This window comes from Nocardia harenae NBRC 108248 (assembly GCF_001612885.1).
Lineage (GTDB): Bacteria > Actinomycetota > Actinomycetes > Mycobacteriales > Mycobacteriaceae > Nocardia > Nocardia harenae.
This window is the reverse complement of the sequence record NZ_BDBH01000009.1, coordinates 1-24,417: the sequence shown is the minus strand read 5'-3', so window position 1 is coordinate 24,417 and position 24,417 is coordinate 1. Positions and strand designations below refer to the sequence as shown.

The 24,417-nt window shown below is 72.6% G+C and carries 26 protein-coding genes and 1 pseudogene; 8 read left to right on the top strand and 19 right to left on the bottom strand.

The annotated features are described in order from the left end of the window. Positions 1-3: 3 nt before the first annotated feature. From NH2_RS19505 to pgsA, 7 genes and pseudogenes are all read right to left on the bottom strand, one after another. Positions 4-1,743, bottom strand: coding sequence for a serine/threonine-protein kinase (locus tag NH2_RS19505; RefSeq protein WP_245650663.1), 1,740 nt, complete (start codon positions 1,741-1,743; stop codon positions 4-6). A 53-nt stretch (positions 1,744-1,796) separates the two neighbouring features. Further along, positions 1,797-2,141, bottom strand: a complete 345-nt coding sequence (locus tag NH2_RS19500) for a histone-like nucleoid-structuring protein Lsr2 (RefSeq protein ID WP_067656176.1) — start codon at positions 2,139-2,141, stop codon at positions 1,797-1,799. A gap of 160 nt (positions 2,142-2,301) precedes the next feature. Next, on the bottom strand, positions 2,302-3,171 hold the full coding sequence (gene pspM / locus NH2_RS19495; protein WP_067656173.1) for a phage shock envelope stress response protein PspM: 870 nt from the start codon (positions 3,169-3,171) through the stop codon (positions 2,302-2,304). Positions 3,172-3,226: 55 nt separating this feature from the next. Next, the gene (locus NH2_RS19490; RefSeq protein WP_067656170.1) at positions 3,227-4,060 is read right to left on the bottom strand and encodes a PspA/IM30 family protein; all 834 of its coding nucleotides are present in this window, start codon (positions 4,058-4,060) and stop codon (positions 3,227-3,229) included. Between the two features lie 543 nt (positions 4,061-4,603). Continuing rightward, positions 4,604-4,978: pseudogene (locus NH2_RS30400) on the bottom strand (helix-turn-helix domain-containing protein); the annotation flags it as partial. Positions 4,979-5,201: 223 nt separating this feature from the next. Then, positions 5,202-5,741 carry a CinA family protein gene (locus NH2_RS19480; RefSeq protein WP_067656167.1) on the bottom strand — a complete coding sequence of 180 codons (540 nt, stop codon included), beginning with the start codon at positions 5,739-5,741 and terminating at the stop codon, positions 5,202-5,204. Beyond that, positions 5,738-6,295: a CDP-diacylglycerol--glycerol-3-phosphate 3-phosphatidyltransferase gene (pgsA, locus tag NH2_RS19475; RefSeq protein WP_067656746.1), complete on the bottom strand. Its 558-nt coding sequence runs from the start codon at positions 6,293-6,295 to the stop codon at positions 5,738-5,740. The genes NH2_RS19480 and pgsA overlap by 4 nt, the downstream gene beginning before the upstream one ends. Before the next feature lie 221 nt (positions 6,296-6,516). Between pgsA and NH2_RS19470 the strand changes: the two genes are divergently transcribed. Both NH2_RS19470 and NH2_RS19465 read left to right on the top strand, forming a co-directional pair. Then, entirely contained in the window at positions 6,517-7,086 is a 570-nt protein-coding gene (locus tag NH2_RS19470) for an amino-acid N-acetyltransferase (protein WP_174552849.1), read from the top strand. Between the two features lie 12 nt (positions 7,087-7,098). Further along, positions 7,099-7,383: a YciI family protein gene (locus tag NH2_RS19465; protein WP_067656164.1), complete on the top strand. Its 285-nt coding sequence runs from the start codon at positions 7,099-7,101 to the stop codon at positions 7,381-7,383. A gap of 68 nt (positions 7,384-7,451) precedes the next feature. Here NH2_RS19465 and NH2_RS19460 read toward each other — a convergent pair whose 3' ends face one another. From NH2_RS19460 to NH2_RS19450, 3 genes are all read right to left on the bottom strand, one after another. Beyond that, positions 7,452-8,468, bottom strand: coding sequence for a TerC family protein (locus NH2_RS19460; RefSeq protein WP_067656161.1), 1,017 nt, complete (start codon positions 8,466-8,468; stop codon positions 7,452-7,454). Between the two features lie 109 nt (positions 8,469-8,577). Further along, entirely contained in the window at positions 8,578-11,235 is a 2,658-nt protein-coding gene (locus NH2_RS19455; RefSeq protein ID WP_084505699.1) for a DNA translocase FtsK, read from the bottom strand. A 196-nt stretch (positions 11,236-11,431) separates the two neighbouring features. Further along, complete coding sequence (locus tag NH2_RS19450; RefSeq protein WP_439951766.1) at positions 11,432-12,055, bottom strand: TIGR03085 family metal-binding protein; 624 nt, start codon at positions 12,053-12,055, stop codon at positions 11,432-11,434. Positions 12,056-12,148: 93 nt separating this feature from the next. On the opposite strand from NH2_RS19450, the gene NH2_RS19445 reads away from it, so the two are divergent. Both NH2_RS19445 and NH2_RS19440 read left to right on the top strand, forming a co-directional pair. Further along, positions 12,149-12,532: a DUF4189 domain-containing protein gene (locus tag NH2_RS19445; RefSeq protein ID WP_067656158.1), complete on the top strand. Its 384-nt coding sequence runs from the start codon at positions 12,149-12,151 to the stop codon at positions 12,530-12,532. A gap of 12 nt (positions 12,533-12,544) precedes the next feature. After that, positions 12,545-13,111 carry a WKL family lipoprotein gene (locus NH2_RS19440; RefSeq protein WP_067656154.1) on the top strand — a complete coding sequence of 189 codons (567 nt, stop codon included), beginning with the start codon at positions 12,545-12,547 and terminating at the stop codon, positions 13,109-13,111. A 58-nt stretch (positions 13,112-13,169) separates the two neighbouring features. Here NH2_RS19440 and NH2_RS19435 read toward each other — a convergent pair whose 3' ends face one another. Beyond that, entirely contained in the window at positions 13,170-15,299 is a 2,130-nt protein-coding gene (locus NH2_RS19435; RefSeq protein WP_067656151.1) for a ribonuclease J, read from the bottom strand. Further along, entirely contained in the window at positions 15,296-16,204 is a 909-nt protein-coding gene (dapA, locus tag NH2_RS19430; protein WP_067656148.1) for a 4-hydroxy-tetrahydrodipicolinate synthase, read from the bottom strand. The genes NH2_RS19435 and dapA overlap by 4 nt, the downstream gene beginning before the upstream one ends. 168 nt (positions 16,205-16,372) lie before the next feature. Here dapA and NH2_RS19425 point away from each other — a divergent pair, with 168 nt between their 5' ends. Continuing rightward, positions 16,373-16,852 (top strand): hypothetical protein, encoded by a 480-nt coding sequence (locus NH2_RS19425; RefSeq protein WP_067656145.1) that lies wholly within the window; start codon positions 16,373-16,375, stop codon positions 16,850-16,852. On the opposite strand, the gene NH2_RS19420 is transcribed toward NH2_RS19425, so the two are convergent. The 6 genes from NH2_RS19420 to NH2_RS19390 form a co-directional block, all read right to left on the bottom strand. Further along, on the bottom strand, positions 16,810-18,051 hold the full coding sequence (locus NH2_RS19420) for a winged helix-turn-helix domain-containing protein (protein ID WP_067656143.1): 1,242 nt from the start codon (positions 18,049-18,051) through the stop codon (positions 16,810-16,812). The genes NH2_RS19425 and NH2_RS19420 overlap by 43 nt on opposite strands. A 31-nt stretch (positions 18,052-18,082) precedes the next feature. Further along, positions 18,083-19,105 (bottom strand): DUF8320 family protein, encoded by a 1,023-nt coding sequence (locus NH2_RS19415; protein ID WP_067656141.1) that lies wholly within the window; start codon positions 19,103-19,105, stop codon positions 18,083-18,085. Further along, positions 19,098-20,402, bottom strand: a complete 1,305-nt coding sequence (locus NH2_RS19410; RefSeq protein ID WP_245650662.1) for an ATP-binding protein — start codon at positions 20,400-20,402, stop codon at positions 19,098-19,100. Before NH2_RS19410 ends, NH2_RS19415 begins: the two co-directional genes overlap by 8 nt. After that, positions 20,366-21,040 carry a response regulator transcription factor gene (locus tag NH2_RS19405; protein ID WP_067656135.1) on the bottom strand — a complete coding sequence of 225 codons (675 nt, stop codon included), beginning with the start codon at positions 21,038-21,040 and terminating at the stop codon, positions 20,366-20,368. The genes NH2_RS19410 and NH2_RS19405 overlap by 37 nt, the downstream gene beginning before the upstream one ends. Before the next feature lie 192 nt (positions 21,041-21,232). Then, complete coding sequence (locus tag NH2_RS19400; RefSeq protein ID WP_245650661.1) at positions 21,233-21,751, bottom strand: hypothetical protein; 519 nt, start codon at positions 21,749-21,751, stop codon at positions 21,233-21,235. 192 nt (positions 21,752-21,943) lie between these two features. Continuing rightward, positions 21,944-22,159 carry a hypothetical protein gene (locus NH2_RS19390; RefSeq protein ID WP_067656130.1) on the bottom strand — a complete coding sequence of 72 codons (216 nt, stop codon included), beginning with the start codon at positions 22,157-22,159 and terminating at the stop codon, positions 21,944-21,946. Positions 22,160-22,362: 203 nt separating this feature from the next. Here NH2_RS19390 and NH2_RS19385 point away from each other — a divergent pair, with 203 nt between their 5' ends. The 3 genes from NH2_RS19385 to NH2_RS19375 are packed head-to-tail and all read left to right on the top strand — an operon-like array spanning position 22,363 to position 24,049. Beyond that, the gene (locus NH2_RS19385) at positions 22,363-22,659 is read left to right on the top strand and encodes a hypothetical protein (protein WP_067656127.1); all 297 of its coding nucleotides are present in this window, start codon (positions 22,363-22,365) and stop codon (positions 22,657-22,659) included. Continuing rightward, entirely contained in the window at positions 22,659-23,210 is a 552-nt protein-coding gene (locus NH2_RS19380) for a DUF6879 family protein (RefSeq protein WP_067656124.1), read from the top strand. The genes NH2_RS19385 and NH2_RS19380 overlap by 1 nt, the downstream gene beginning before the upstream one ends. Further along, positions 23,207-24,049: a helix-turn-helix domain-containing protein gene (locus tag NH2_RS19375; RefSeq protein ID WP_067656121.1), complete on the top strand. Its 843-nt coding sequence runs from the start codon at positions 23,207-23,209 to the stop codon at positions 24,047-24,049. Before NH2_RS19380 ends, NH2_RS19375 begins: the two co-directional genes overlap by 4 nt. Positions 24,050-24,073: 24 nt before the next feature. Here the strand turns inward: NH2_RS19375 and NH2_RS29535 are convergent. Beyond that, a partial coding sequence (locus NH2_RS29535; RefSeq protein WP_218021726.1) for a hypothetical protein occupies positions 24,074-24,417 on the bottom strand: 344 nt, incomplete at its 5' end.

The following is a 24,417-nucleotide window of genomic DNA, read 5'->3' as shown; positions in this document are numbered from 1 at the left end:
TCCTCAGAGCGGGGCGCCGGCGAACCAGCGGTCGTAGACGTCCCGGCCGCCGCGGCCGCCGGAGGCGCCGACCGTGCAGAAGCTGCGGTCCGGGTCGTCGAAGGCGATGTCGAGCAGGCCGAAGCCGGCCGTGCTGTCGGTGGCGTAGCGAACGCTTCCGGTGCCGCTCGGCCTGCTCCAGCGCTCCTCGTGCGGGTCGGCGTAGCCGAGTGTCTCCCGGCGGTAGGTGACCGGGCGGCGGCTCGGGTCGCAGCGGATATTGACGCTGATGCCGTCGTCCGCCTCGGACGGGCAGTGCAGCCATGCGCCGCGGTCGTCGTTCAGCGCGCAGCGCATGCCGAGGTAGCCGGTGCCCGCCGGGTCGGCAGGGACCAGGCCGGGGAAGGCCTCGGCGATATAGGCGGCATTGCCCCACGCTGCCGTTGGTGCGGGGGCCGAGGTCGTCGGCGGGCGGGTGGTCGTCGGCGCGGTCGTCGGCGCGGGTGCGGCGGTGCCGGTGAGGTCGGGGCGGGTCAGGACCACGAGCGTGGCCGCGGCCAGGACGCCGAGCACCACCAGTGCGCCCGCCAGAGCGGCCCGGCGTTTCCGGCGGACCGGGGCACCGCCGGGTGCGGGGGGTTGCGCACCCGGCCAGGCGGGCAGGTCCCGCGCCCCGCCCGGAGCCGGGCCACCCGGAGCGTCTGCCCCGGAGTATCCGCTCGAACCGAACGGCCCTCCCGCCACGGGGTTTCCGGGCGAGCTACCCGGACCCGCCGCAACGGGGTGCCCCTGCGAGGCACCGGGCTGGGCCGCATGCCCGGTGCCCCCGGCGTGCGGTGAACCGGCACCGCCGGACGCCCCCGCTACCGGGTAGCCGGGCGGCGTAGGCGCTCCGGAAATCCCCGCGGCACCCGCGGGGCCGTCCGTGCCGAGCGCCGCAATCGCCGCCTCCGCCAGCGCACCGCAGCTCGCGAACCGCTCCCCCGGCTCCTTCGCCATCGCGGTGGCGATCACCGCGTCCACCGCGGCCGGTAGCAGGGGATTCAGCGCGGAGGCACGCGGTGGCGGCTCGAAGAGATGTGCCGCCATGGCGGCAGCGGGCGGCAGCGCACCGAACGGCTTACTGCCGGTGAGCAGTTCGAAGAGCGTGCACCCGAGCGAGTACACATCGGCCCTCCGGTCGACCGAGCCGCCGCTGAGCAGCTCCGGCGCGGCGTAGGCGAAGGTGGCGAGCACCGAGCCGGTGACGGTGAGCGAGCTGGGCGCGTCCAGCGGCCGGGCGATGCCGAAGTCGGTGAGCCGGACGACATCGTTCCCTTCGTCGTCGGCGGCGACCATGATGTTGGCCGGTTTGACATCCCGGTGCAGCAACTCGTGCCGGTGCGCGGCATCCAGCCCGCGCGCCGCCGCCGCGACGATCCGCACGGCGCGCGCGGGCGGCAACGCGGCGGGCCCCCGCCGGACCAGCTCGGCGGCGTCCACCCCGTCCACGTACCGCATGGCGATCCAGAGCGTCTCGCCCTCGGCGCCGCGGTCGTAGACGGCCACCACATTGGGGTGCTCCAGCCGGGCGGCCAGATCGGCCTCGCGTTCGAACCTGGCGCGGAACTCCGGATCGGCCCCGAGCCCGGGATCGAGCACTTTCAGCGCGTCCCGCCGCGGCAGCCGCGGATGCTGCGCGAGGTACACCGCGCCCATCCCGCCGGCCCCCAGTAGGCGCAGAACGCGGTAACCGGCGAATATCTCGCCAGGGCGCAGCAGCACGGTACGACCTCCTCCCACGCTGGAGGATACCTACTCCGGGCCGCGCGGCACGGTCAGGAGCGGGCGGGATGCGCCGTCCGGTAGGCCGCGACCACCTCGTCCGGCACCCGGCCGCGCGAGGAGATGTCGAAGCCGTTCTCCCTGGCCCAGCGCCGGATGGCGGTGGCGTCCTCGCCCGCCCGCCCGGCGGCGCCCTGCTCCCCGGCGCGCCTGCGGCGGCCGCCGACCCGGCGCGCGTGCCGCACCCACTCCCCGAGCTCGGCGCGCAGGCGCTCGGCGTTCGCCGACGACAGGTCGATCTCGTAGGTGACTCCGTCGAGACCGAACACGATGGTCTCGTCGGCCGCCGACTCCCCGTCGAAATCGTCGACCGTCGTCACGACCACCCGCTGCGCCATAGTTTCCCTGTCCTTACTGCCAGAACCGTTCGGAGACAGCACATTACACACCCCTGCCGACCCGCGCCCGGCACCTGCGCGGTTCCCGCGCGTCGCCGGTCGCCGCAGCGCCATCCTACGGTCGCCGACCGGACACCGCGCGTTGTGATTTCGCCGGGCGCTACCGGCCGTGCGGCGGGAGCGGCGCGCGGCCGTCGTCGGCGAGCTCGGTGAGCGCCTGCGCCCAGCCGTCGAGGCGGTCAGCGGCGTGCCTGAGGTCGGCGACGATGACGTCGAAGTTGTAGTGCACGACACCGGTTTCCGGCACCGCGAGCAGCCCGCCGGCGGCGGCGACCAGCTGCTCGTACTCCGCCACCCCGGCGTCCAGCCGCAGGACCGCGGCGCGGACGGTGTCGCGCAGCGAGCCCGCGGTCGCGGGGTTGGCCTGGCCGATGGCGTCGACGGCCTGCTCCATGGCCTGGATGTCGGTGCTCAGCGCGGCGAGCGCGGCGGCGCCGGAGCCCGCGGTCTCGCGCAGGTCGGCGAGTTCGTCCAGCGGGAGCCTGCCGGTGCGCGCGATCTGGCCGACGAGGGCGTGCATGGCCCGCTCGGCCCGTTCCAGCCTGCCCGCGGCGGTGCGGGCGGCGGAGCGCAGCGGCGGCAGTTTGCGCGGCTGGTAGGCGGCCTGCGGCAGGGGCAGCTGCCGCAGCCGCAGGTAGCGCCGGGCGCTGATGGCGCCGCCGGTGACCAGCGCCACCGCACCGCCGCCGAGCACGACAACGGCCCAGACCGGCGCGGAGAGCACGGCCAGCCCGACCACGCCGACGGTGGTGAGCCCGCCCGCGGTGCCCAGCCGCAGGCTGGTGCGCCGGGCCCGGCGCCGCCTGCGCAGCTCGCGCTCCCTCGGATCGGCCCAGCGCCGCACGGCTACCAGGGCGTTCTCCCCGATGTCCCGCAGCGCCGCCGCGGTGGGCGCCGGAACGTGCTGCACGGCGGCGGGTTTCGCACGGCCGAGCCAGGTCGAGCCGGGCTCGGGCTGCTGGCGGCTCATCGGGCGGGCCTCCCCTTCTCGGTTCCTGTACCGCACCGGCCGGGCCGGTGCGCCTTCACTGCTGGGCGGTCTGCCCCTTGTTCAGGTCGGCCTGCTGAACGGCCGGGTTGGGCTGCGGCTGGGCCTGGCCGACGGCGGGGGTGCTGCCGCCCGCGGGCAGCGAATCGCCGCGCATGGAGGCGCGGATCTGCTCCAGCTTGCTGTGCCCGGCCATCTGCACGCTGGCCTGCTGCACCTCGAGCATCCGGCCCTGCACCGAGTTCTGGGCCAGCTCGGCGGCGCCGAGCGCGTTGGCGTAGCGGCGCTCGATCTTCTCCCGCACGGCGTCCAGGCTGGGGGTGCTGCCCGGCGCGGAGAGCGTGGAGTCCATCTGCTGCAGCGAGGCCGAGACCTGCTCCTGCATCTTGGCCTGCTCCAGCTGGCTGAGCAGCTTGGTGCGCTCGGCGACCTTCTGCTGCAGCAGCATCGCGTTCTGCTCGACCGCCTTCTTGGCCTGCGCGGCCGCCTGCAGCGACTGGTCGTGCAGTACCTTGAGGTCTTCCACCGACTGCTCGGCGGTGACCAGCTGGGCGGCGAACGCCTCGGCGGCGTTGGTGTACTGGACGCCCTTCTCGGTGTCGCCCGCGGCGATGGCCTGGTCGGCGAGGAGCACGGCCTGCCGCGCGTTGGCGTTCAGCTTCTCGACCTCGTCGAGCTGCCGGTTCAGCTTCATCTCCAGCTGGCGCTGGTTGCCGATCACCGATGCGGCCTGCTGCGAGAGCGCCTGGTGCTGCCGCTGGGCCTCCTCGATCGCCTGCTGAATCTGGACCTTCGGGTCGGCGTGCTCCTCGATCTTGGAGTCGAAGAGGGCCATCAGGTACTTCCAGGCCTTCGCGAACGGATTAGCCATCGGTTGATCCCGCCTCCATCTGACGCGCCACGTCACGACGCGGCTGCGGTGCGCGACCGTCACGCACCCGTTGTCGGTTCCTATCCTCCACCATGTGGCACCCGGATCCACCGAGGCCGTGCCCCCCGAATCTAGTCGCTGACCGCTCGCCCGCGCAGCGTGCGCAGCCGGTCACCAGCTATTCACCAGGGCGAGGGCGTCGCCGCGCGGGGCCGGGATCACGATCCTGGTCTCCACCGGCAGCGGGCGGCCCGCGCCGGGGGTCACCACCACGCTGCCCGGCACGATCGCGGCCGCCGGGGGGTCGGCGGCGTCCGGTGCGCCGAGCGCGTCCGGGCCGGTGCCGATTCCGGCCGGAACCGGGACCGCCTCGTCGCCCGCGGCGCCGGGCACCTCGACCCCGGCGTCTCCGATCGGCCGCGCGGGCGCCGCGGCCGGCCGGTGGTCCGCGGGTGCACCGCCACCCGCCGATCCGGTGGTGCCCGCCGACATGGTGGCGCCCGCCGGGGCGGCCGCGGCCTCCGAGCCGGCGCCGCGCTCGGCGGCCGGAATCACGCCGGTGGGCTCGGTGCCCGCGTCGGTGAACCCGGCCGGCTCGGCGCCCCGCTCGGGCGCGGCCTCCCGGCCCGCCTCGGCCGGGGCGCCGGCCAGCACCGGCTCCAGGTCGCCGAGCGGCCCGAACCCGTCGGCGTCGGCCATGATGGTGCTCACATCCCAGAGCACCCGGGACAACGGCACGTCCAGCGCCGAGCAGATAGCGGCCAGCAGCTCGCTGGAGGCCTCCTTGCGCCCGCGCTCGACCTCCGAGAGGTAGCCGAGGCTGACCCGGGCCGAGCCGGACACTTCGCGCAGGGTGCGGTGCTGCGCGAGCCGCGCACGCCGCAGACTGTCCCCGATCGCCTCTCGCAGCAGCGTCATCTCGCACTCCTCTTCCTCGCACACCGGCCGCCGCCTCCCCGCGCGAATCCGCCCGGCGCCACGGCGCGGCCGGATCTCCGGCGCAACCCGTTCTCCAGCACAACGCCTCACGGCGCCGATCGGTTCCCGCGTGAGCTCCGGGTTCACCCGGATTTCACGGCGCGAATCCGCCCGGCGCGGCTCCGGGTTCTCCCGGGTCAGGACATGATTTCCGGGCCCGGGGTCAGGGCCGCTCGGCGGCCTCGACCGTGCGCAGCAACTCCTCGACCGCCGCGCGCGTCGCACCGATTCTGATGGTCCACCGGTCACCGGCGAGTTTCAACCGCTGGGTGCTGGTGTGCCGGGGCCCGGCGACCGCGAGGAAGACGGTGCCGACCGGCTGCCCGCCCTGCGGGTCCGGCCCCGCCACCCCGGTGAGGCCGACGCCCCAGTCCGCGCCGCAGCGGGTGCGGGCGCCGACCGCGAGCTGCTCGGCGGTGCCCGCGGCGACCGGGCCGAGCCCGGCCAGCAGCTCGGCGTCGACCCCGGCGAGGGTGTGCTTGAGATCGGTGGCATAGACCACGAGCCCGCCCCGCAGCACGGTGCTCGCCCCCGGCACCCCGGCCAGGGCAGCGGTGAAGAGCCCCGCGGTCAGCGATTCCGCGGCGGCGACGGTCTGCCGGGCGCCGCGCAACGCCGCCACCAGCGCGGCGGCCCCCGCGACGGCCAGCGGGTCGGCACCGGCGCCGGTCGGCGGGTCGGTGTCTGCCGGCGGGCCGGTCACGATTCCCTGGCCCGCCCCGGCCCGGCCAGCCAGACCCGGACCGCCTGGCCAACGTAGTCCAGCCCGGTGGCGACGGTGAGCAGCACCGCCAGATACATCAGCGCCATCCCCGCGGTCTCGAAGGCGCCGCTGAGCGGCAGCAGCAGCACCCCGATGGCCAGCGTCTGCACCAGCGTCTTGAGTTTGCCGCCGCGCCCGGCCGGGATCACCCCCCGCCGCACCACGACCAGCCGGAGCAGCGTGATGCCGAGCTCGCGGGCGCAGATCACGATGGTGATCCACCAGGCCAGGTCGCCGAGTACCGAGAGGCCGATGAGCGCGGCGCCGACCAGCGCCTTGTCCGCGATCGGGTCGGCGAGCTTGCCGAAGTCGGTGACCAGGCCGTACTTGCGCGCCAGCTGCCCGTCGAAGCGGTCGGTGATGGCGGCGACCGCGAAGAGCACGGTGGCGCCGATCCGCCAGGCGGTGTCGTGGCCGCCCGCGGTGAAGAGCGCGAGCACGAACAGCGGGACGATGGCGATCCGCAGCATGGTGAGGATGTTCGCGATGTTCATCAGCGGCACGGCGGGCTCGTGCGGCACGTGGCCCTCCTGCGGCGCGCGCTGATAACCGGGGCCGACGACGGGGCCGCTCCACCTCCGGTCGATCTCCTCGGGCTGCGCGCTCACGACATCCCCCGGCCCGCGGATCGCGCACGGCGATACCGGGGCGAGACGGGGCGGATGCGCGACACAGGCTCAGCCTATCGGTAACCGCCCCCGCTACTGTTCACCCCATGACTTCTCGGGCACCACTCGGTGCTTCCACCAGCGACGCGAACTCCGTCGCGCCCTCGGGCGCGCCCGCTTCCGCCGTGGTGGTGCGCCGAGCCCGCACCGCGGACGTACCGGGGATCAAGGAGCTCATCGACGTCTACGCGGGCCGCATCCTGCTGGAGAAGAATCTGGTGACGCTGTACGAGGCGGTCCAGGAGTTCTGGGTGGCGGAGCTGGACGGCCGGCTCGTCGGCTGCGGCGCGCTGCACGTGCTCTGGGCGGATCTGGGCGAGGTGCGCACGGTAGCGGTGCACCCGAGCGTGAAGGGGCACGGTGTGGGCAAGCTCATCGTGCGCCGGCTGGTCGAGGTGGCGCGGGAGCTGGGGCTGCGGCGGGTGTTCGTGCTCACCTTCGAGGTGCCGTTCTTCGCCGGGCACGGGTTCGTGGAGATCCACGGCACGCCGGTGACCGCCGAGGTGTACGCCGAGATGTGCCGCTCGTACGACACCGGCGTGGCCGAATTCCTGGACCTCAGCTACGTGAAGCCGAACACGCTCGGCAATACTCGGATGCTGCTGACCCTGGATTGAGAGGACCGACCTGTGCCGACCTTCGCCGTGCACTACACCTACTCCGCGGGCACCGTGCCCGGGCGCGATGTCCATCGCGCGGCGCATCGGAACTGGCTGGGGTCGCTGGTCGACGCCGGGACGTTGCTCACCAGCGGGCCGTATCCGGACGGGTCCGGGGCGCTGCTCATCTTCCGGACCGAGTCCGAAGCGGAGCTTCGTGATCTGCTCGAGCGGGATCCGTTCGCTCGCGAGGAGTTGATCGACGCGGTCCGGGTCGCGGAATGGTTGCCGGTGCTCGGGGCGTTCTCGGACTGAAGATTGCCTCCGACGGCGGAGGTGGTGCGGGGTCGGCACACCTGGCGGTGCGCCGACCCCCGCACCCATTACTTCGGCTGGTCCACCGACTCCGGTGCTCCCGCGCTCGGCGTGGCCGAACCTCGGGTGCGGAGGAGGCTGGCCACGGTGGCGACGACGAGGATGCCGATGATCACCGAGAGCGAGAGCGGGGTGGAGATCTCGGGGACGGCGACGTGCTCGCCGCCGTTGACGAAGGGCAGCGTGTTCTCGTGCAGCGCGTGCAGCACCAGTTTGATGCCGATGAACGCCAGGATGGCGGCGAGGCCGTAGGAGAGGTAGACCAGGCGGTCCAGCAGGCCGCCGATCAGGAAGTAGAGCTGGCGCAGCCCCATGAGGGCGAAGGCGTTGGCGGTGAAGACCAGGTACGGCTGCTCGGTGAGGCCGTAGATGGCGGGGATGGAGTCGAGCGCGAAGAGCAGGTCGGCGAAGCCGATGGCGAGCAGCGCCAGCAACATCGGGGTGACCACGCGCCTGCCGTCGATCCGGGCGAGCAGCTTGTCGCCGTGGTACTCGTCGGTGGTCGGCACCACCTTCTTGGTGAGCCGCACGATCATGGAATCGCGCTTCTCCTCCGCCTCCACCTCGTGCCCGCTGTCCTTGAGCAGCTTCACCGCGGTGTAGATCAGGAAGGCCCCGAACAGGTAGAACACCCAGCTGAAGGCGCTGATCGCGGCCGCGCCGACGGCGATGAAGCCACCGCGCATCACCAGCGCCAGCACGATGCCGATGAGCAGCACCTTCTGCTGGTACTTCCGCGGCACCGCGAAGGTGCTCATGATGATCAGGAAGACGAAGAGGTTGTCCACCGAGAGCGCCTTCTCGGTGACGAAGCCCGCGTAGTACTCACCGGCGTAGGTGCCGCCCCACTGCCAGGCGACGAAGCCGCCGAAGAGCAGCGCGATCCCGATGTAGACGGCGGACCAGAAGCCCGATTCCCGGAAGCTCGGTTCGTGCGGGGTGCGCACGTGCGCGAAGAAGTCGAAGACGAACAATCCCAGGATCACCACGATGGTGATCACCCATACGAGTCCGGTCACCTGCATGCGCGGGTCCTGTCGACGGCTGCTTTCATGGCACCCAGCATGCCCGAATTGTCCGAGGTTTGCCGCAGGCGAGCGGAACCGGGTGGTTCGTCACATCGGAGGGTACAGCTCAGTCCGCGTCGGCGGACTCCGGATCGCCGCCGCCGCGGATGGCGAGCAGCACGCCGTCCAGCTCGTCCGGTTTGATCAGCACGTCCCTGGCCTTGGAGCCCTCGCTGGGGCCGACGACGCCGCGGGTCTCCATCAGGTCCATCAGCCTGCCCGCCTTGGCGAAGCCGACCCGTAGCTTGCGCTGCAGCATGGAGGTGGAGCCGAACTGCGAGGTGACCACCAGCTCCACCGCCTGCAGCAGCACGTCGAGGTCGTCGCCGATATCGGGGTCGACGTCCTTCTTCTCGCCCGCCTTGGCCGCGGTGACGCCTTCGGTGTACTCCGGCTCGGCCTGGTTCTTGGTGAACTCGACGACGCCGTAGATCTCCTCGTCGGAGATGTAGGCGCCCTGCAGCCGGGTCGGCTTGCCCGCGCCCATGGGCAGGAAGAGCCCGTCGCCCATGCCGATCAGCTTCTCCGCGCCGGGCTGGTCCAGGATGACGCGGGAGTCGGTGAGCGAGGAGGTGGCGAAGGCCAGCCGGGAGGGCACATTGGTCTTGATCAGGCCGGTGACCACGTCCACCGAGGGGCGCTGGGTGGCGAGCACCAGGTGGATACCGGCCGCGCGCGCCTTCTGGGTGATCCGGACGATGGCGTCCTCGACGTCGCGCGGGGCGGTCATCATGAGGTCGGCGAGCTCGTCCACGATGGCGAGGATGTACGGGTACGGCCGGTACACCCGCTCGCTGCCGAGCGGGGCGGTGATGGCGCCCGACTTCACCTTGCGGTTGAAGTCGTCGATGTGCCGCACCTTGCTGGCCTGCATGTCCTGGTAGCGCTGCTCCATCTCCTCGACCAGCCAGGCCAGCGCGGCGGCGGCCTTCTTGGGCTGGGTGATGATCGGCGTGATCAGGTGCGGGATGCCCTCGTAGGGCGTGAGCTCGACCATCTTGGGGTCGATGAGAATGAGCCGCACCTCGTCCGGGGTGGCCCGCTGCAGCAGCGAGACCAGCATGGAGTTCACGAAGCTCGACTTGCCGGAGCCGGTGGAGCCGGCGACGAGCAGGTGCGGCATCTTGGCCAGGTTCGCCGAGACGAACTCGCCCTCGATGTTCTTGCCCAGCCCGATCACCAGCGGGTGGTGGTCGTTGCGGGTGGAGCCGGCCTTGAGCACGTCGGCCAGCCGGACGAGTTCGCGATCGGAGTTCGGCACCTCGATGCCGACCGCGGACTTGCCCGGGATCGGCGCCAGCAGCCGGACGTTCTCGGTCGCCACCGCGTAGGCGATGTTCCTGGCCAGCGCGGTGATCTTCTCGACCTTCACGCCGGGGCCGAGCTCCACCTCGTACCGGGTGACGGTCGGGCCGCGGACGAAGCCGGTGACCGCCGCGTCGATCTTGAACTGCACCAGCACCTCGGTGATCGCCTCGATCATCGACTCGTTGGCGGCGCTGCGCTTCTTCGGCGGGTCGCCGTCGGTGAGCAGGGAGAGCGGGGGCAGCGTGTAGTCGCCCTCGATCACCCGGTCGGTGACGAACTCCGGCTCCGGGGGCGGCGGCGGGGTCTGGTCGACCGGTGCGGGGGTGGCGCGCTTGCGCGGCTTCGGGGCGGGCACCGGCTCCGGGGCGAGTGGCGGCTCGATCGGCTTGGCATCGCGCAGCGGGGGTTCGCCGAGCAGTTCGGTGGGCGAGCCGGAGCCGGGGAACTCGTCGGTCGGGTAGTTCTCGGCGGGGGTGCGGCCGCGGCGGCGGCGCGGGCGCGCGGGCGGGTCGTCGTAGCCGGGCGGGTCGAGGGTGCCGTAGCCGGTGTCGAACGGGTGCGCGGCGTCGTAGCCGGTGTACTCGTCGCCGCCGGACTGGGTGCCGAACCAGCGGCGCAGCACCTCCGGCACCTCGCGCACCGTGACGCCGGTCAGCAGCAGTACGCCGAAGGCGACGCAGAGCACCAGGAGCGGGGCGGCCAGCCAGGGGGTGAGCCCCTGGCCGAGCGGGCCGCCCGCGACGAAGCCGAGGAACCCGGCGGCGCGGGAGCGGCCGTGCGCGTCGGTGGGGGCGCCCGCGGCGAGGTGCCAGAGGCCGAGGAAGGGCAGCCCGACCATGAGCCCGCCGAGGACCAGCCGGGGGCGGATCTCCGGGCGCGCCTCGGTGCGCATGAGGATCACCGCGACCGCGGCGGCGGCGAACGGGACCGCGGCCGAGGCGGAGCCGCCCACCGCGCGGATCACCGTCTCCACCCAGCGGCCGACCGGGCCGCCCGCGGAGAGCCAGACGGCGGCGGCCACCACCACCGCGGAGGCGAGCAGCCCGAGGGCGATGCCGTCGCGCCGGTGGCCGTGGTCGATATCGCCCGCCTTGCTCACCGCGCGGGTGGCGGCGCCGACGCCGCGCGCCAGCATGGACCAGCCGCCGGTGATGGCGCGGGTGAAGACGGCGAGGGGGGCGGTGTTCGAGCGGGCCCCCGCCGGGCGCCGGGCCGGGCGGCGGACCGCACCGGCGCGCGCCGTGGCGCCCGCCCGCGCTGTCGCGCCGGCACGGGGCGCGCTCCTGGTCCTCGGGGCGGGCGCGGCCGCCCGCGGCACCCCGGAAGCGGCGGGCGCGGAACCGGTTCGGGGAGCCCTCCCCCGCGCCGATCCCGCGCGCGGCCGAGCCGACGTGGTGCTGCGGGGCTTACCTGCCATGGCCCCAGGCTAGCCCCAAATGCCCCGCGGAAACCATCCGCAACACTGTTCCCGCGCGTCTCGCGGGCCGGTCACGGGGATGATTCCGGTGTGCGCACGCCGCCGACGAGGCGTGCACACGGCGACTCGCGTGCCGAAGCAGCGATTTCGCCCGAGCGCGAAGCAGGCAGATCCAGCCGAGCGCGAAGCGGGGGAGCTACAGGGAGCGGTCCAGGGCGAGGACCTGGCGTACCGACTCTTCCGGACCGGACGTCTCGATCCGCACCTTGTCCCGCCCGAAGGCGTGCAGCAGCAGCTCCGCGGGGGCACCCAGCAGGACGACCGGCTCACCGGAGCCCGAACCGATCCGCGCCTCGTCCCCGTCCGGGGTGCGCAGCACGATCGGCACCGGCGACTTCCGGTACGCCATCTTCCCCATCCGCCGCACCGTCTTCCACAGCTGCCGCTGCTCGTCGGCGGGCAGCTCGCGCGGCTCCCACACCTCGCCGCCGCGGCGCACGTCCTCGTGGTGCACGAAGTACTCGGCGAGGTTGGCGACGGCGTCGATCGGCTTGAGCGGCGACCACCACGGCGGCCCGCTCCGCACATCCTCGAGCAGCTCGGGGAACGGCCGCTGGGCGGCCCGCGCCTGCACCTTCTCCAGCCGCGGCGCCAGCGCCGCGATCATGATCCCACCCGCGACATCCGGCCGGCGCTCCCGCACAACCAGATGCGCGGCGAGATCGCGGACGGTCCAGCTGCCGCAGAGCGTCGGTGCGTCCGGACCGGCGGCCACCATCGTCGCCACCAGTTCGCGGCGTTCCTTCTGTGCCATGCTCACTCTGCCGAAGATACCCAGCGCGCGCCGCACTGTGTATTTTGTTGCTTCGGTCCATCGGGTCGTGGACCTTCCGGACAGAAGGGCAACTCCCCCGTGAAAAAGTTCGTCTCCGGCGTCGCCGTCGCCGCCGCGGTCGGTTCCGCGCTGACGCTCGGCGCTCCCTCCGCGCAGGCCGCGCGCTCCTACTACGGCGCGATCGCGCTGTCCCCCGCCACCGGGCTGATCGGTTACTCGTACGACTACGCCGATGTCGATCAGGCCACGGCGAGGGCGCTGAGCAGCTGCGGCGCCGCGGACTGCCAGTCGCTGGTGTGGTTTGCCAACGGCTGCGGCGCCGTCGCCTACTCCGAGCGCACCTCCACGTGGAGCTGGGCCTACGGCGCCTCCCGCCGCTCGGCGCAGTCGCTGGCGCTCAACGAGAACTACTCCGACGCCACCATCGTGCACTGGAACTGCACCTCCAACCACAGCAACTGACGGGGGAACACAGTGAAGTACCCTTTCCGCACCGCCGCCGCGGTGCTCCTGACCACGGCCGCCTGCACCCTCGCGGTCGGCTGCAGCGGCTCCTCGGACGAGACGTCGTCCGATGGCACCGTCCCCACCGCCACCCGCGACGCCGACGCGGGCGACGCGCAGGGCGGCAGCAACAACGGCGCCAAGCAGACCGGCTCCGCGCCGAGCACCAAGGCCGAGCCCGCGCCGGCCAAGCCAACGGTCGCCGAGCTGAACGATCGCCTCACCAGGGCCTTCGACCCCGCGGTGCCGAACGCCGAGAAGATCAGCTGGATCCAGAACGCCGAGCAGGACCCCTACCTGGTGCAGAACCTGGTGGCCGCGGCCGAGCGGGAGAACGTCACCGTGAATGTGACCAATGTCCAGGAACCGGCAGGCGGCAAGGTGAAGGCCGACGCCGACGTCACGATCGGCGGCACGCCGGTGCAGAACGCCTTCATCGAGTTCGTCGCCGAGGGCGGGCAGTGGAAGGTCTCGAACACCTTCGCCTGCAATGTGGTGAAGAGCGCGGGGATCGAATCGGCCGCCTGCGAGGGCTGAGCCGCAAACGCGGGAGCCCGCCGGAGATCACTCCGGCGGGCTCCCGTCGTCTCGGGGGTCAGACGCCGATGACGGTGGGGACGATCATCGGGCGGCGGCGGTAGACATCGGCCACCCAGCGCCCGACCACCCGGCGCACGCTCTGCGCGATCCGGTGCGTGTCGGTGACGCCCTCGCCTGCCAGCCGCAGCAGCTCCGCCTCCACCAGCTGGGCGGCGTCGGAGAGCGCGGTCGGGTCGTCGGAGAAGCCGCGGCCGCTGAGCTCCGGCGGGCTGACCGCCTTGCCGGTGTCCTGGTCGATGGCGACGGTGATCGAGATGAAGCCGCCCTCGCCGAGCACCAGGCGGTCCGAGAGCGTGGACTCGCCGACGTCGCCGACGGAGAGGCCGTCCACGTAGACGTGGCCGACCGGCACCCGGCCGACGATGGAGGCGATGCCGTCCACCAGGTCGACCACGACGCCGTCCTCGGCCAGCACCACCCGCTCCTCGGGCACGCCGGTCGCCACCGCCAGCGCGGCATTGGCGCGCAGGTGCCGCCACTCGCCGTGCACCGGCATGGCATTGGTCGGCCGCACCGCGTTGTAGAGGTAGAGCAGCTCACCCGCCGAGGCGTGGCCGGAGACGTGCACCTTGGCGTTCTGCTGGGTGATCACCGTCGCGCCGAGCCGGGCCAGGCCGTTCACCACGGTGAAGACCGAGTTCTCGTTGCCGGGGATGAGCGAGGAGGCCAGCACCACCAGGTCGTCGGCGCGCACGTTGATCTGCCGGTGGTCGCCGCGGGCCATCCGGGAGAGCGCGGAGAGCGGCTCGCCCTGGGAGCCGGTGGAGATCAGCACCAGGCGGTCGCCGGGCAGGCTCGCCGCGCCGTCCATGGTGATCTCGACGCCGGACGGCACCGTCAGGTAGCCCAGCTCCTGGGCGATCTGCATATTGCGCACCATCGAGCGGCCGACGAAGCAGACCCGGCGGCCGTAGCGCTGGGCCACATCGACGACCTGCTGGATCCGGTGCACGTGGCTGGCGAAGGAGGCCACGATCACCCGGCCGCGGGCCTTGCCGATGACGGTGTCGAGCACGCCGCCGATCTCGCGCTCCGGGGTGACGAAGCCGGGCACCTCGGCATTGGTGGAGTCGACCAGGAAGAGGTCGACGCCCTCGTCGCCGAGGCGGGAGAAGCCGGCCAGGTCGGTGAGCCTGCCGTCCAGCGGGAGCTGGTCCAGCTTGATGTCGCCGGTGTGCAGCACCACGCCGGCCGAGGTGCGGATGGCGACCGCGAGCGCGTCCGGGATGGAGTGGTTGACCGCGAAGAACTCGCAGCCGAACGGGCCGTGCGTGGTGTGCTGGCCCTCGGTGACCTCGACCAGCTTCGGGTGCAGCCGGTGCTCGCGGCACTTCGCCGCGACCAGCGCCAGGGTGAAGCGGGAGCCGACCACCGGGATGTCCTGGCGCAGCCGGAGCAGGAAGGGCACGGCGCCGATGTGGTCCTCGTGGCCGTGCGTGAGCACCACCGCGACGATGTCGTCCATCCGGTCCTCGATGGGCCGGAAGTCGGGCAGGATCAGGTCGACGCCTGGCTGCTGGTCCTCCGGGAAGAGCACGCCGCAGTCGACGATCAGCAGTTTGCCGCCGAACTCGAAGACGGTCATGTTGCGGCCGATCTCGCCGATGCCGCCGAGCGCGAAGACGCGCAGGCCGTTGCGCGGGGCCTTCGGCGGGGTGCCGAGCCGGTCCTGCGGGGCAGCCACGGGCTGCTCCGCCGCGGGCTCCGAACGGCGCCCGGCCTGCCTGCCGCGATTGTTGCGGCGAGTGCCCTGCCGTCCGCCGGACTGCTCCGCGCCGCCGTCGCGGCTCGCGGAGCCGCCCGAACGGTCTGTCCGCTCCGCCGTCACCGCGCCGGTCGCTTCGGCGGCGGCCACGGACGCCGCGCCGCTCGCCCGCTCCACCCCGGATTCGCGCGCGGCACCGCCGGCCTCGGCGGCGCGGCCGGGCTCCGCACCGGCTCGGCTCGCGGCAGCGCCGGTCTCGCCCGCGGCGGCCCGGCTGGTGGCGGCGCCGTCCGCTACGGCCGCCGCAGCATCGGCGGCGGCGTCGATCTCCGGCGCGGCGCTCTCGGCGACCGGCCGCTCATTCGCCGGGAGCGGCGGGCCCGCGGTGCGGCTGGCGGAACGTCTCCGTGGTCGGCTCATACAAGTACCCCCGCGGCCCGCAGATCGCCGGCCAGCTCGTCGAGTTGGGCGGTGGAGGGCATGAGCTGCGGCAACCGCGGCTCGCCCACATCCACGCCGAGCAGGCGCAGCCCGCCCTTGGTCATCGCCACGCCGCCGAGGCGCGCCATGGCATTGTTCAGCCCGATCAGATCGGCATTGAGCTGCCGGGCCCGCACCACGTCACCGGCCGCGTAGGCGGTGATCAGGTCGCGCAGCCGCTCCGGCACCAGGTGCCCGATAACGCTGATGAAGCCGGTCGCCCCGACCGAGAGCCAGGGCAGGTTGAGCGCGTCGTCGCCGGAGTACCAGGCCAGCCCGGTCTCCGCGATCAGCCCGGCGCCCATGTTCAGATCACCCTTGGCGTCTTTCAGCGCGACGATCCGCGGGTGCTCGGCCAGTACCCGGATGGTGTCCGAGGCGATCGGCACCACCGAGCGCGGCGGGATGTCGTACAGCGTGACCGGCAGGTCGGTGGCGTCGGCCACCGCGGTGAAGTGCGCGACCAGCCCCTCCTGGGAGGGCCGCGAGTAGTAGGGCGTGACGACCAGCAACCCGTGAGCGCCCGCGCGTTGCGCATTGCGCGCCAGGTGGATCGAGTGCGCGGTGTCGTAGGTGCCCGCGCCCGCGATCACGGTGGCGCGTTCGCCGACGGCATCGACGACGGCGCGCAGCAGATCGGCCTTCTCGGACTCGGTGGTGGTCGGCGACTCGCCGGTGGTGCCGGAGACGGCGAGCAGGTCGACGCCGCGGTCCACCAGGTGTGCCGCCAGCGCGACACCCGCCTCGACGTCCAGCTTCCCCTCGGGCGTGAAAGGGGTCACCATGGCGACGCCGACCGAGCCGGACGCCCGGAGCGGGGTGGGCGTCGTTTCACCGTTCCTCATGGTGAGAAAGGCTACCCGGTCGTGCGTGTCCGCTCGACACCCTCGTCCGGGGCGCCCGTGCGCCGCGCCCGGGCGGACCTGCCGAAGCCCTTCCGTTGACATCATACCGACGTCGATTGGCGTCACGAATTCCTTGCGATGACACCACTGAGACGCCATGCTGGTGTCATGAACCTCGACGACTACACCGCCCGCCTCCGCGCCGACCTGGTCGCCGCGGCCGCGCTCGGCGACGAGAAGACCCGCGCCACCGCCGAGGCGCTGGCCACCGCCGTGGAGAGCTCCGCCCGGCTGATGCTGCTCGCCGCGCTCTCCGACCTGGCCGCCGAGGTGAGCACCGCGCTCGGCGACCGCACGGTGCACGTCTCGGTCCGCGGCGCGGACGCCGCGGTGGACGTGCGCCCGAACGCCGAGGCGGGCGCCGATACCCCGCCCACCTTCGAGGAGATGACCGGCGATATCAGCCGGGTCACGCTGCGGCTGGTGGAGCAGCTGAAGTCGCGCGCCGAGGAGGCCGCGGCGCAGAGCGGGCAATCGCTCAACTCCTGGCTCTCGCACGCGGTCAGCAACACCCTGCGCGACCAGATGCGCGGGTACGGGGGCGGCTACGGCCCGAGCTCGAAGCCGGAGCCGCGCACCGACATCTGAGCCAGCTCCGGCATGAGGTCGCCGCGGTCGCCGAGCACCACCTCGTCCAGCTCCAGCCAGTCCGCCAGCTCGCGCAGCGCCCCCGCCAGCGCCGCCGCGGTGTACGGGGTGGCGTGGCCGGCCTCGGCGAAGGCGGCGGGGACGCGCAGCCGCCCGGCGGCTCGCTCGGCGCGCAGGTCGACCCGGCCGACCAGCTGCCCGTCCAGCAGGAACGGGAAGACGTAGTAGCCGTGCACCCGCTTGGCCTCGGGGGTGTAGATCTCGATCCGGTAGTGGAAGCCGAACATCCGCTCGGCGCGCGGGCGGCAGAAGACCAGCGGGTCGAATGGGCAGAGCAGCGCGGCGCCCTCGATCCGGCGCGGCGCCGGTGCGCCCGCGCGCAGGTAGCCGGGGCGGTCCCAGCCCTCGACGGCGACCGGGATCAGCTCGCCGGCGTCGACCAGCTCGGCGATGGCGGGTTCGGTCTGCTTGCGCTGCATGCGGTAGTAGTCGCGCAGGTCGGGCTCGGTGGCGACGCCGAGCGCGGTGGCGGCCCGGCGCACCAGCTCGCGCACCGCCTCCGCCTGCGGCACCGCGTGCGCGTGCAGCTCCGGCGGGATCACCCGCTCGGCCAGGTCGTAGTAGCGGGTGAAGCCGGAGCGGTGGCTCACCGAGACGGTGCCTGCCGCGAAGAGCTGCTCGCAGATGGTCTTGGTGTCGGTGAGATCCCACCAGGAGCCGCGCGGGCGCGGTTTCTCCAGCTCCAGGTGCTTCTCGACCTCGGTGGCGTTGGCCGGGCCGACCTCGGTGAGCACGTCCAGGATGTCGGCGCCGAGGGTCGGGTTGCGCTCCAGCACCCGGCGCATCCCGGCCCAGCGGCCGTGCGCGTACTGCGTCATCCGCCAGCGGAAGAGCGGCCAGTCCTCGACCGGGATCAGCGCGGCCTCGTGCGCCCAGTACTCCACCAGCCGGCGCGGGGTGCGCGCCCGGTGCCGCCAGGCGGCGTCGTCCAGCAGGGCGCGGTCGTACCCACCGATCCGGCTGAAGACCGGCGCGTAGTGCGCGCGCACCACCGCCGAGACCGAATCGATCTGCAGCAGCTGGGTTCTGGCCAGTACGTCGAGGACCGTCCTGCGGGTGGTGACGGCCGGCCTGCGCCGCCCGAACCCCTGGGCCGCCAGCGCCGTCCGGCGCGCGACGGCCGCACTCATCGTCCGCATGCTGCGCAGGATGCCACGGGGGTCCGACAGGTCAGGTGGAGACCCGGACGTCACCGGCGGCGTCGATCTCGATCCGCCGGTCCCCCGCGCCCGCGGCGGCGAGCACGGTGGCCAGCACCCGGCGGCCCATGGGCAGCACCCGCACGGTGACGGTGCCGTCGGTGGCGGCGTCCAGTTGCCTGGCGGCGGCGTCGACGACCCGCTCGCGCACCCACCGCGGCACCCCGGCGAAGCCGCCGTCGTCCAGCAGCACCACCTCGACCCCGCGGGCCCGCGCGCCGCGCGCGGCGGCGCTCAGCTCGTCGGTGACCAGCTGCGGAGCGCGCAGCCCGTCCCTGAGCTCGGCCTCGAGCAGCCTGCACTCCTCGCGGTCCCCGCCGTTCAGCTCGGCGCCGGCGGCGATCCGCTCCAGCATGGGCCTGGCCAGCCGGTCCAGCCGCGCGAGCTGGCGGTCGCGCTCGCCGTTCTCCGCGGCCAGGGTGGCCTCGGCGGCGGCCCGCAGCGTCGCCTCCTCGCGCAGCGTGCGCAGCGAGCGCTGGGTGGGGCGCATGACGGCGGCGAAGAGCGAGACCCCGGCCACGGTGCCGATCGGCACGATGGTGCCGACGAAGGCGTTGCCGGTCATCCCCCCGGCCGCGGCCGGCGCCGCGATCACCCCCGCGGTGGCCGCCACCCCGATCCAGGCGGCGCCGAGCCGGCCGCGCAGTACCAGCAGGGCGAGCAGGTAGGAGGCGGCGAAGGCCGTCGAGACCTGCGGCGTGTCGCCGCGGTCGGGCATCCCGGTCATGGTGAGCACGGCCGCGAGCGGAGCGGCGAGCACCACCAGCGCGGTCGCGCTGCCCGGGAGCGGGTCGACCGGGATCACCAGCACCAGCAGCCCGGCCGCGGCCAGCGCGAGCAGGGCGAGCAGCGCGGGCACCGGCGGCGATCCGGCGAAGTTGCGCACCATGTAGAGCACGATGATGGCCTCGAAGCCGACCAGGAAGAGCCAGGCGGCGCCGTCGCGCAGCCCGAGCAGGTCGCGCAGCGCGAAGTCGGTGTCCCGGTCAACCATCGTCGCCCCACACCAGCGTGACGGTGGTGCCCTCGCCGCGGTGCGATTCCACGAACCCCGCGCCGCCGGGGAGCCTGCTCATCCGGCCGAGGATGCTCACCGCGACGCCGAGCCGGTCCGGCGGCACGGCGCGCGGGTCGAAACCGGCGCCGTCGTCGCGCAGCACCACGCGGATCCCGCCCGCGCCGATCGTCACGGTGACGGTGCGGCGCACGGCGCGGCCGGGCACCGCGGCGTGCCGCAGGCTGTTGCGCGCAGCCTCGGTGAGCGCGGCGGCCAGCGTCACGGCGGCCTCCAGCGGCATGTCCAGGTCGCCGCCAGCTCCCGGACGCTGCGCGACGAACTCGATCTCCCGGTTCACCTCGTGCACCGCGGAGCGCAGGAAGCCGATGGCGGACCGGGCGTCCAGCCGGTCCGGCGCGATGCCGCCGCCGCGCACCGCGTCCAGCTGCGCGATCGTGCGCTTGGCCTGCTCGGGCAGCACGTTCGGCTCGGTGCAGCCGCCGCGCGAGGCGTCCAGCAGCGTGGAGAGCACCGCGTCGTGGATGAGCGCGGCGAAGCGGGCGCGCTCCCGCTCCCTGGCCGCCGCCCCGGCCACCGCGGCCGCGCGCCTGCCCTCCAGTGCCGACTCCCGGTCCACCCGGGCCGCGGCCGCCCGCGCGTAGATGACGCACCAGGCGAAGAGCGCGGCCAGCCCGCCCGACCTGGCCACCGCGCTGACGAAGGCCGCCGCCGTGACCTCCGGCAGCACCGCGGCGTTGGCCGCCGACACCAGCACGCAGCTGAACACCAGATACCCGACCGCGAAGGCGAGCCGCCAGGCGAGCGCCGCCGCCAGCACGCCGAGCACCAGCACCCGGAACAGCCAGATCTGCTCCGACCCCGGCGCCAGCACCGGATAGGTGCTCGGCACCATGAGCGCGGCGAGCAGGAAGCTCACCGCCGCGACAGCGGCCGTGCGCTGGATCGCCCTGCGATTCATCCCCACCGAGATCACCGCGAGCACCGGGAAGAGCCCGAAGGCGAGCACCACGGTGAGCAGCACCCGGCCCGGGTCGGCGTCGCGGCTCTGGTCCGCGATCTCCGGCAGCTCGACCAGCCCGACGATCACCCCGGCGATGCCGACGCTCAGCCCGAGCCGGCGCAGGATGCGGTCGGCGGCGGGCTCGGCGGCCGGGCCTGCCGCGATGGCGAGCAGCCCGCGGCCCCAGCGGCCCGCGGGGGCCCGGACGGATTCGACGGGAGCGACGGCGCCCGCGGTCATGCCCTGCTGCTGCGCTCGGGCATCGGGAGCCAACCGTCCTCCACCGCGCGCTTGTACAGGTCGGTCTTGGTCGGCGCCGGGCGCCCGGCGTCGGCGTACTTCTGCCGGATGCGGCCGAGGTAGTCGTTGACGGTCTGCTCGGAGAGGCCGGTCAGCCGGGCCACCCGGGAGGCCTTCTCACCGGAGGCGTACAGCATCAGCACCTCCTCCTGGCGCGGGCTCAGCCCGACGTCGGAGAGTTGCGGGTCGCCGTCGATGGCAGCGGCCCAGTCGGTGGTCACCACCTGTTCGCCGGAGGCCGCGCGGCGCACCGCCGCCACCACCGTCGGCACGTCCTCCGACTTGCGCACCACGCCGAGCACCCCCGCCCGCGCCGCGGAGCGCACCAGGAAGGCATTGTCGGCGCCGGTGAAGACCAGCACCTCGATGCCGCGGCCGCGCAGCGCGCGCACATTGTCCTCCGGCACCGAGCCGTCGGCGAGCCGCAGGTCCAGCACGGCGAGGTCGAGATCGGCGGTGGCGGAGAGCAGTTCGGTGACGGTGCCCGCGGTGAGCACCAGATCGAGGTCGGGTTCGGGGGCCAGCATCGCCGCCAGGCCGATCGCCACCGATTCGTGGTCCTCCACCAGCCCGATTCGCCGGGCCGGTGCGCCGTCCTCGCCCCAGGTCACCTCGGTACTCCCATCCCGGCCGTCGTGTGCGGCACGTTCAGGAAGTATGCCGAATGCCAGGGGCGCAGTCAGCCCACCAGAATCGGGGTCACTCAAGTGACATCACCACCGAGCAATATCACTGAAGTGCCCTTAGAGTGACATGGTGGACCTCGGCCTGTTCATAAACGGCGATTCGGGGCAGTTGGCGTTCTAGATCACATCTCGGACCGAATCGCGGTGCTCTACGAGCTCGGGAAGGTCGACCTGAGCGGCGGCTACGAACGGGCGCTTGCCGTACATCGCCACGAACTCCGCAATCATCGCCTTCTCCAGCGCGCGGGCGTCGGGCTCCTCCCGCCAGCCGACCAGCAACTCCGCGCTGTCGGCGAGCTGCCAGATCAAGCGCCCACCCCAGTGCCCGGCTCGCCGCCCGGCGCCGTGCCGCCGATATTCGCCCAGCCGCGTCCGTAGACCCCTCCTGCCCGACGCCCCAAGGTCCGCCTTGCCGATATAGACCACCGGTTCCCCAGGCACCCAGGAGGATTGAAGTTCCGCAAGCGGTACGGACGGGTCGCCCTTGGTCCAACCGGCGGGACTGCCAGGGAGAAACACCGGCGGCGCCGTCGCGGGCCGGATGACCACGTAGACCCCGGCTCCGGCCGGAACGTTGGTAGTCGGCAATGCGGCGAAGGTTACGAAGCCCTCGAAACCGGCCAGCGGGAACGTCATACCGGGATGACGCCGCACCGCTCCGACAAATGGTTGGGGCGGATCAGACGCGGTGCCGCCGCGTGCCCTCGGTCTCGATGCGCTCGCGGATGCCGTCCACTGATCGGTCACGCGGGATGCGCTCAGGCCACAAGATCGCCGCCCCCAGCACCGCCAGTGGCAAGCCCACCACGACCACCCACCCGAGGGCGATCACCGCGCCGCCCGGCGCGGTCCCCGGAGGCATAGCAGGCCGTGACGGACAGCGATCAACAGGCGCTCATCCACCGGCGTCTGGTCGACGGCTGCGAGAGCGGCCACCACATCGGCGTGGAGTTCCACGAACTCGGACATCGGGACCGGCCAGCCGTCCGCGCCGACCACCTCCCAGGTTCCATCGCTGTGCTGGAGGTAGCGTCCGCCGTCCATGTCGTCCCCTGTCGTTCGCTGATGGCTTACACCGGCCGCCGGGGAGCACAACACCCGACGGCCGGGCATAAACGAATCCTGGGCGGGCACTGCGCGGACCCGATACGACTTTGTGCACTTTTGCGCGCAACCCTGTGAGCCAGAGGCGAACACGGCGACCATTGCGAGGTACGTTCGCCTCAATCGCAAAGGACGGCCTCACCATGCACTCTCACCTCACACTGCGACTGCTCGGCTCCGGCTCCAAGAGCGGCACCTGCCCGGCGGTGTACGCCGCCGAGACGGGCGAACTGGTCGTACAGGGCGACATCACCGAACGGACCGGGACCGTGCTGGTGCCCCACGTCCTGCTCGACTGGCTGGAGCCGGGCATGACGCTGCCCGTAGAAGCCACCAACGCCCCCGGCAAGCTCCTGGTCAGCGGCGAGCAGGTCACCGCGCCCGAAGTCCTCGCACAGCTCCGACTCGCAGACCACGAGACGGCCGTGGTGGTGCGCTGATGCTCCACGTCGTCGGTGACGAGGTATTCGAGCCGCTGTTCCGCGCGGCCCGCCGGTATGCCTTCCACCTGGAGGTACAGGACACCTACGGCGTGGCCGACGAAGTGGAAGCGCTGCGACGCTGGGAAGCCGGGGAGACCTACGAACCGGAGGAACAGCCGGAGTCGTGGAAGGCGTGGGATGACCTGATGGTCTCCACGGCCGGGCGCGGCGTCTCCTTGGAGCGGCTGCGTGTGGTGACGGTCCCGCACTCGACCTACACCCGCTGGCTGCTCAGCGAGACGGATGGCAACGTGGAGGTCGGCGAAGTGGTCCGATGGCTGCCGCGCCACCTCACCGACCCGGCCGAGGTGCCGGGCGACGACTTCTGGTTGTTCGATGACGAGACGGTGGCGTTCACGACGTTCGCCGAGACGGGAGAGTTCATGGGCCTGTCCATCACCACCGATCCGGGGATCGTCGGCCTGTGCTTACGGGCACGGGCGACGTTGTGGCCGAACGGAATCGACCACGCCCACTACGCCGACAGTGAGCACGCGCACGCGCCGTGAGAGCTGTCGATGACGCACGGGCCGCGCTCGGCGCACGCCTTCGGGAGCTGCGCCGAGCCGCCCATCTGTCCGGCGTCGATCTCGCCGCTCGGTGCGGCTGGCATTCCAGCAAGATCAGCCGCATCGAGCGCGGGAAGCAAGCGCCATCCGAAGCCGACCTCGCCGACTGGTGCGCGGCGTGCGACAGCATGGCCGTCCTGGATGACCTCGTGGCGAGCCTGCGCAACCTGCGCGCGATGTACCTCGAATGGCAGCGCACCCTGGCCGCCGGGCACGCGCACCGACAGCGCCAGTCCATCAAGACCGAAGGCGAAACCCGCCTCATCCGCTGGTACGACCCCGACACCATGCCCGGCCTGTTGCAGACCGAGGACTACGCCCGTGCGATCCTGCGCGTCTGCATCTCCATGATCGGCGGTCGTGACGACCTGGAGGAAGCCGTCACCATGCGGATGGCCCGCAAGGGCGTCCTCCAGCGCGCCGGGCAACGCTTCTTCCACATTCTCGTCGGCGAGGCCGCGCTGTATCCGACGGTCGGCGACAACGCGGTGATGGTGGCGCAGCTCGAACACCTCCTCGGCGAACTGGACCGGCCCAATCTCCGGCTCGGTGTGATTCCGCTGGATATCGAGTACCGCGCCCCGGCGACGAACTTCGTCATCTACGACCGCGCCCAGGTGCTGACCGAGACCGTCAGCGCTGAGCTGACCATCACCCGGCCGTCCGAAATCGCCCTGCACGAGAAGACCTTCGCCGTGCTTGCAGACCAGGCCGCCTACAGCGACGCCGCCCGAGCGCTCGTCGTACGAGCGCTGGAGCGGCGAACAGGAGCGGTGTGAAGGTCCGACCAGCTTCTCAGATGGTCAGTCCCAGGGCGTCGTTTCGAAGCCCGCAGCTTTCATGTCGCGCTTAGCCTCTTCCATGTACGCACTGACCTGCTTCTTCAGCGTCTCCATGAAGCTCATCGCGTCGCGCTCCGCGTCCGACGCCTCGTAGCGCTGCCGACCAGACTCTTCACGGAAGTCGTTGATGAAAGTGTTCAGCTCGTCGGCAGCGGCCTTGAGTGCCACCTGTCGGGCGAATGGCTCGTGGTGGTTCGGAACACAGTCAGCACTGCCACGCTCAGCCGTGTAGCACTCGCCACGAGTTTGTCTGACCCGACCATCTTGAGCTTGTTGAGCGGTGTCGTGATCCGCTTGGTCGCCTC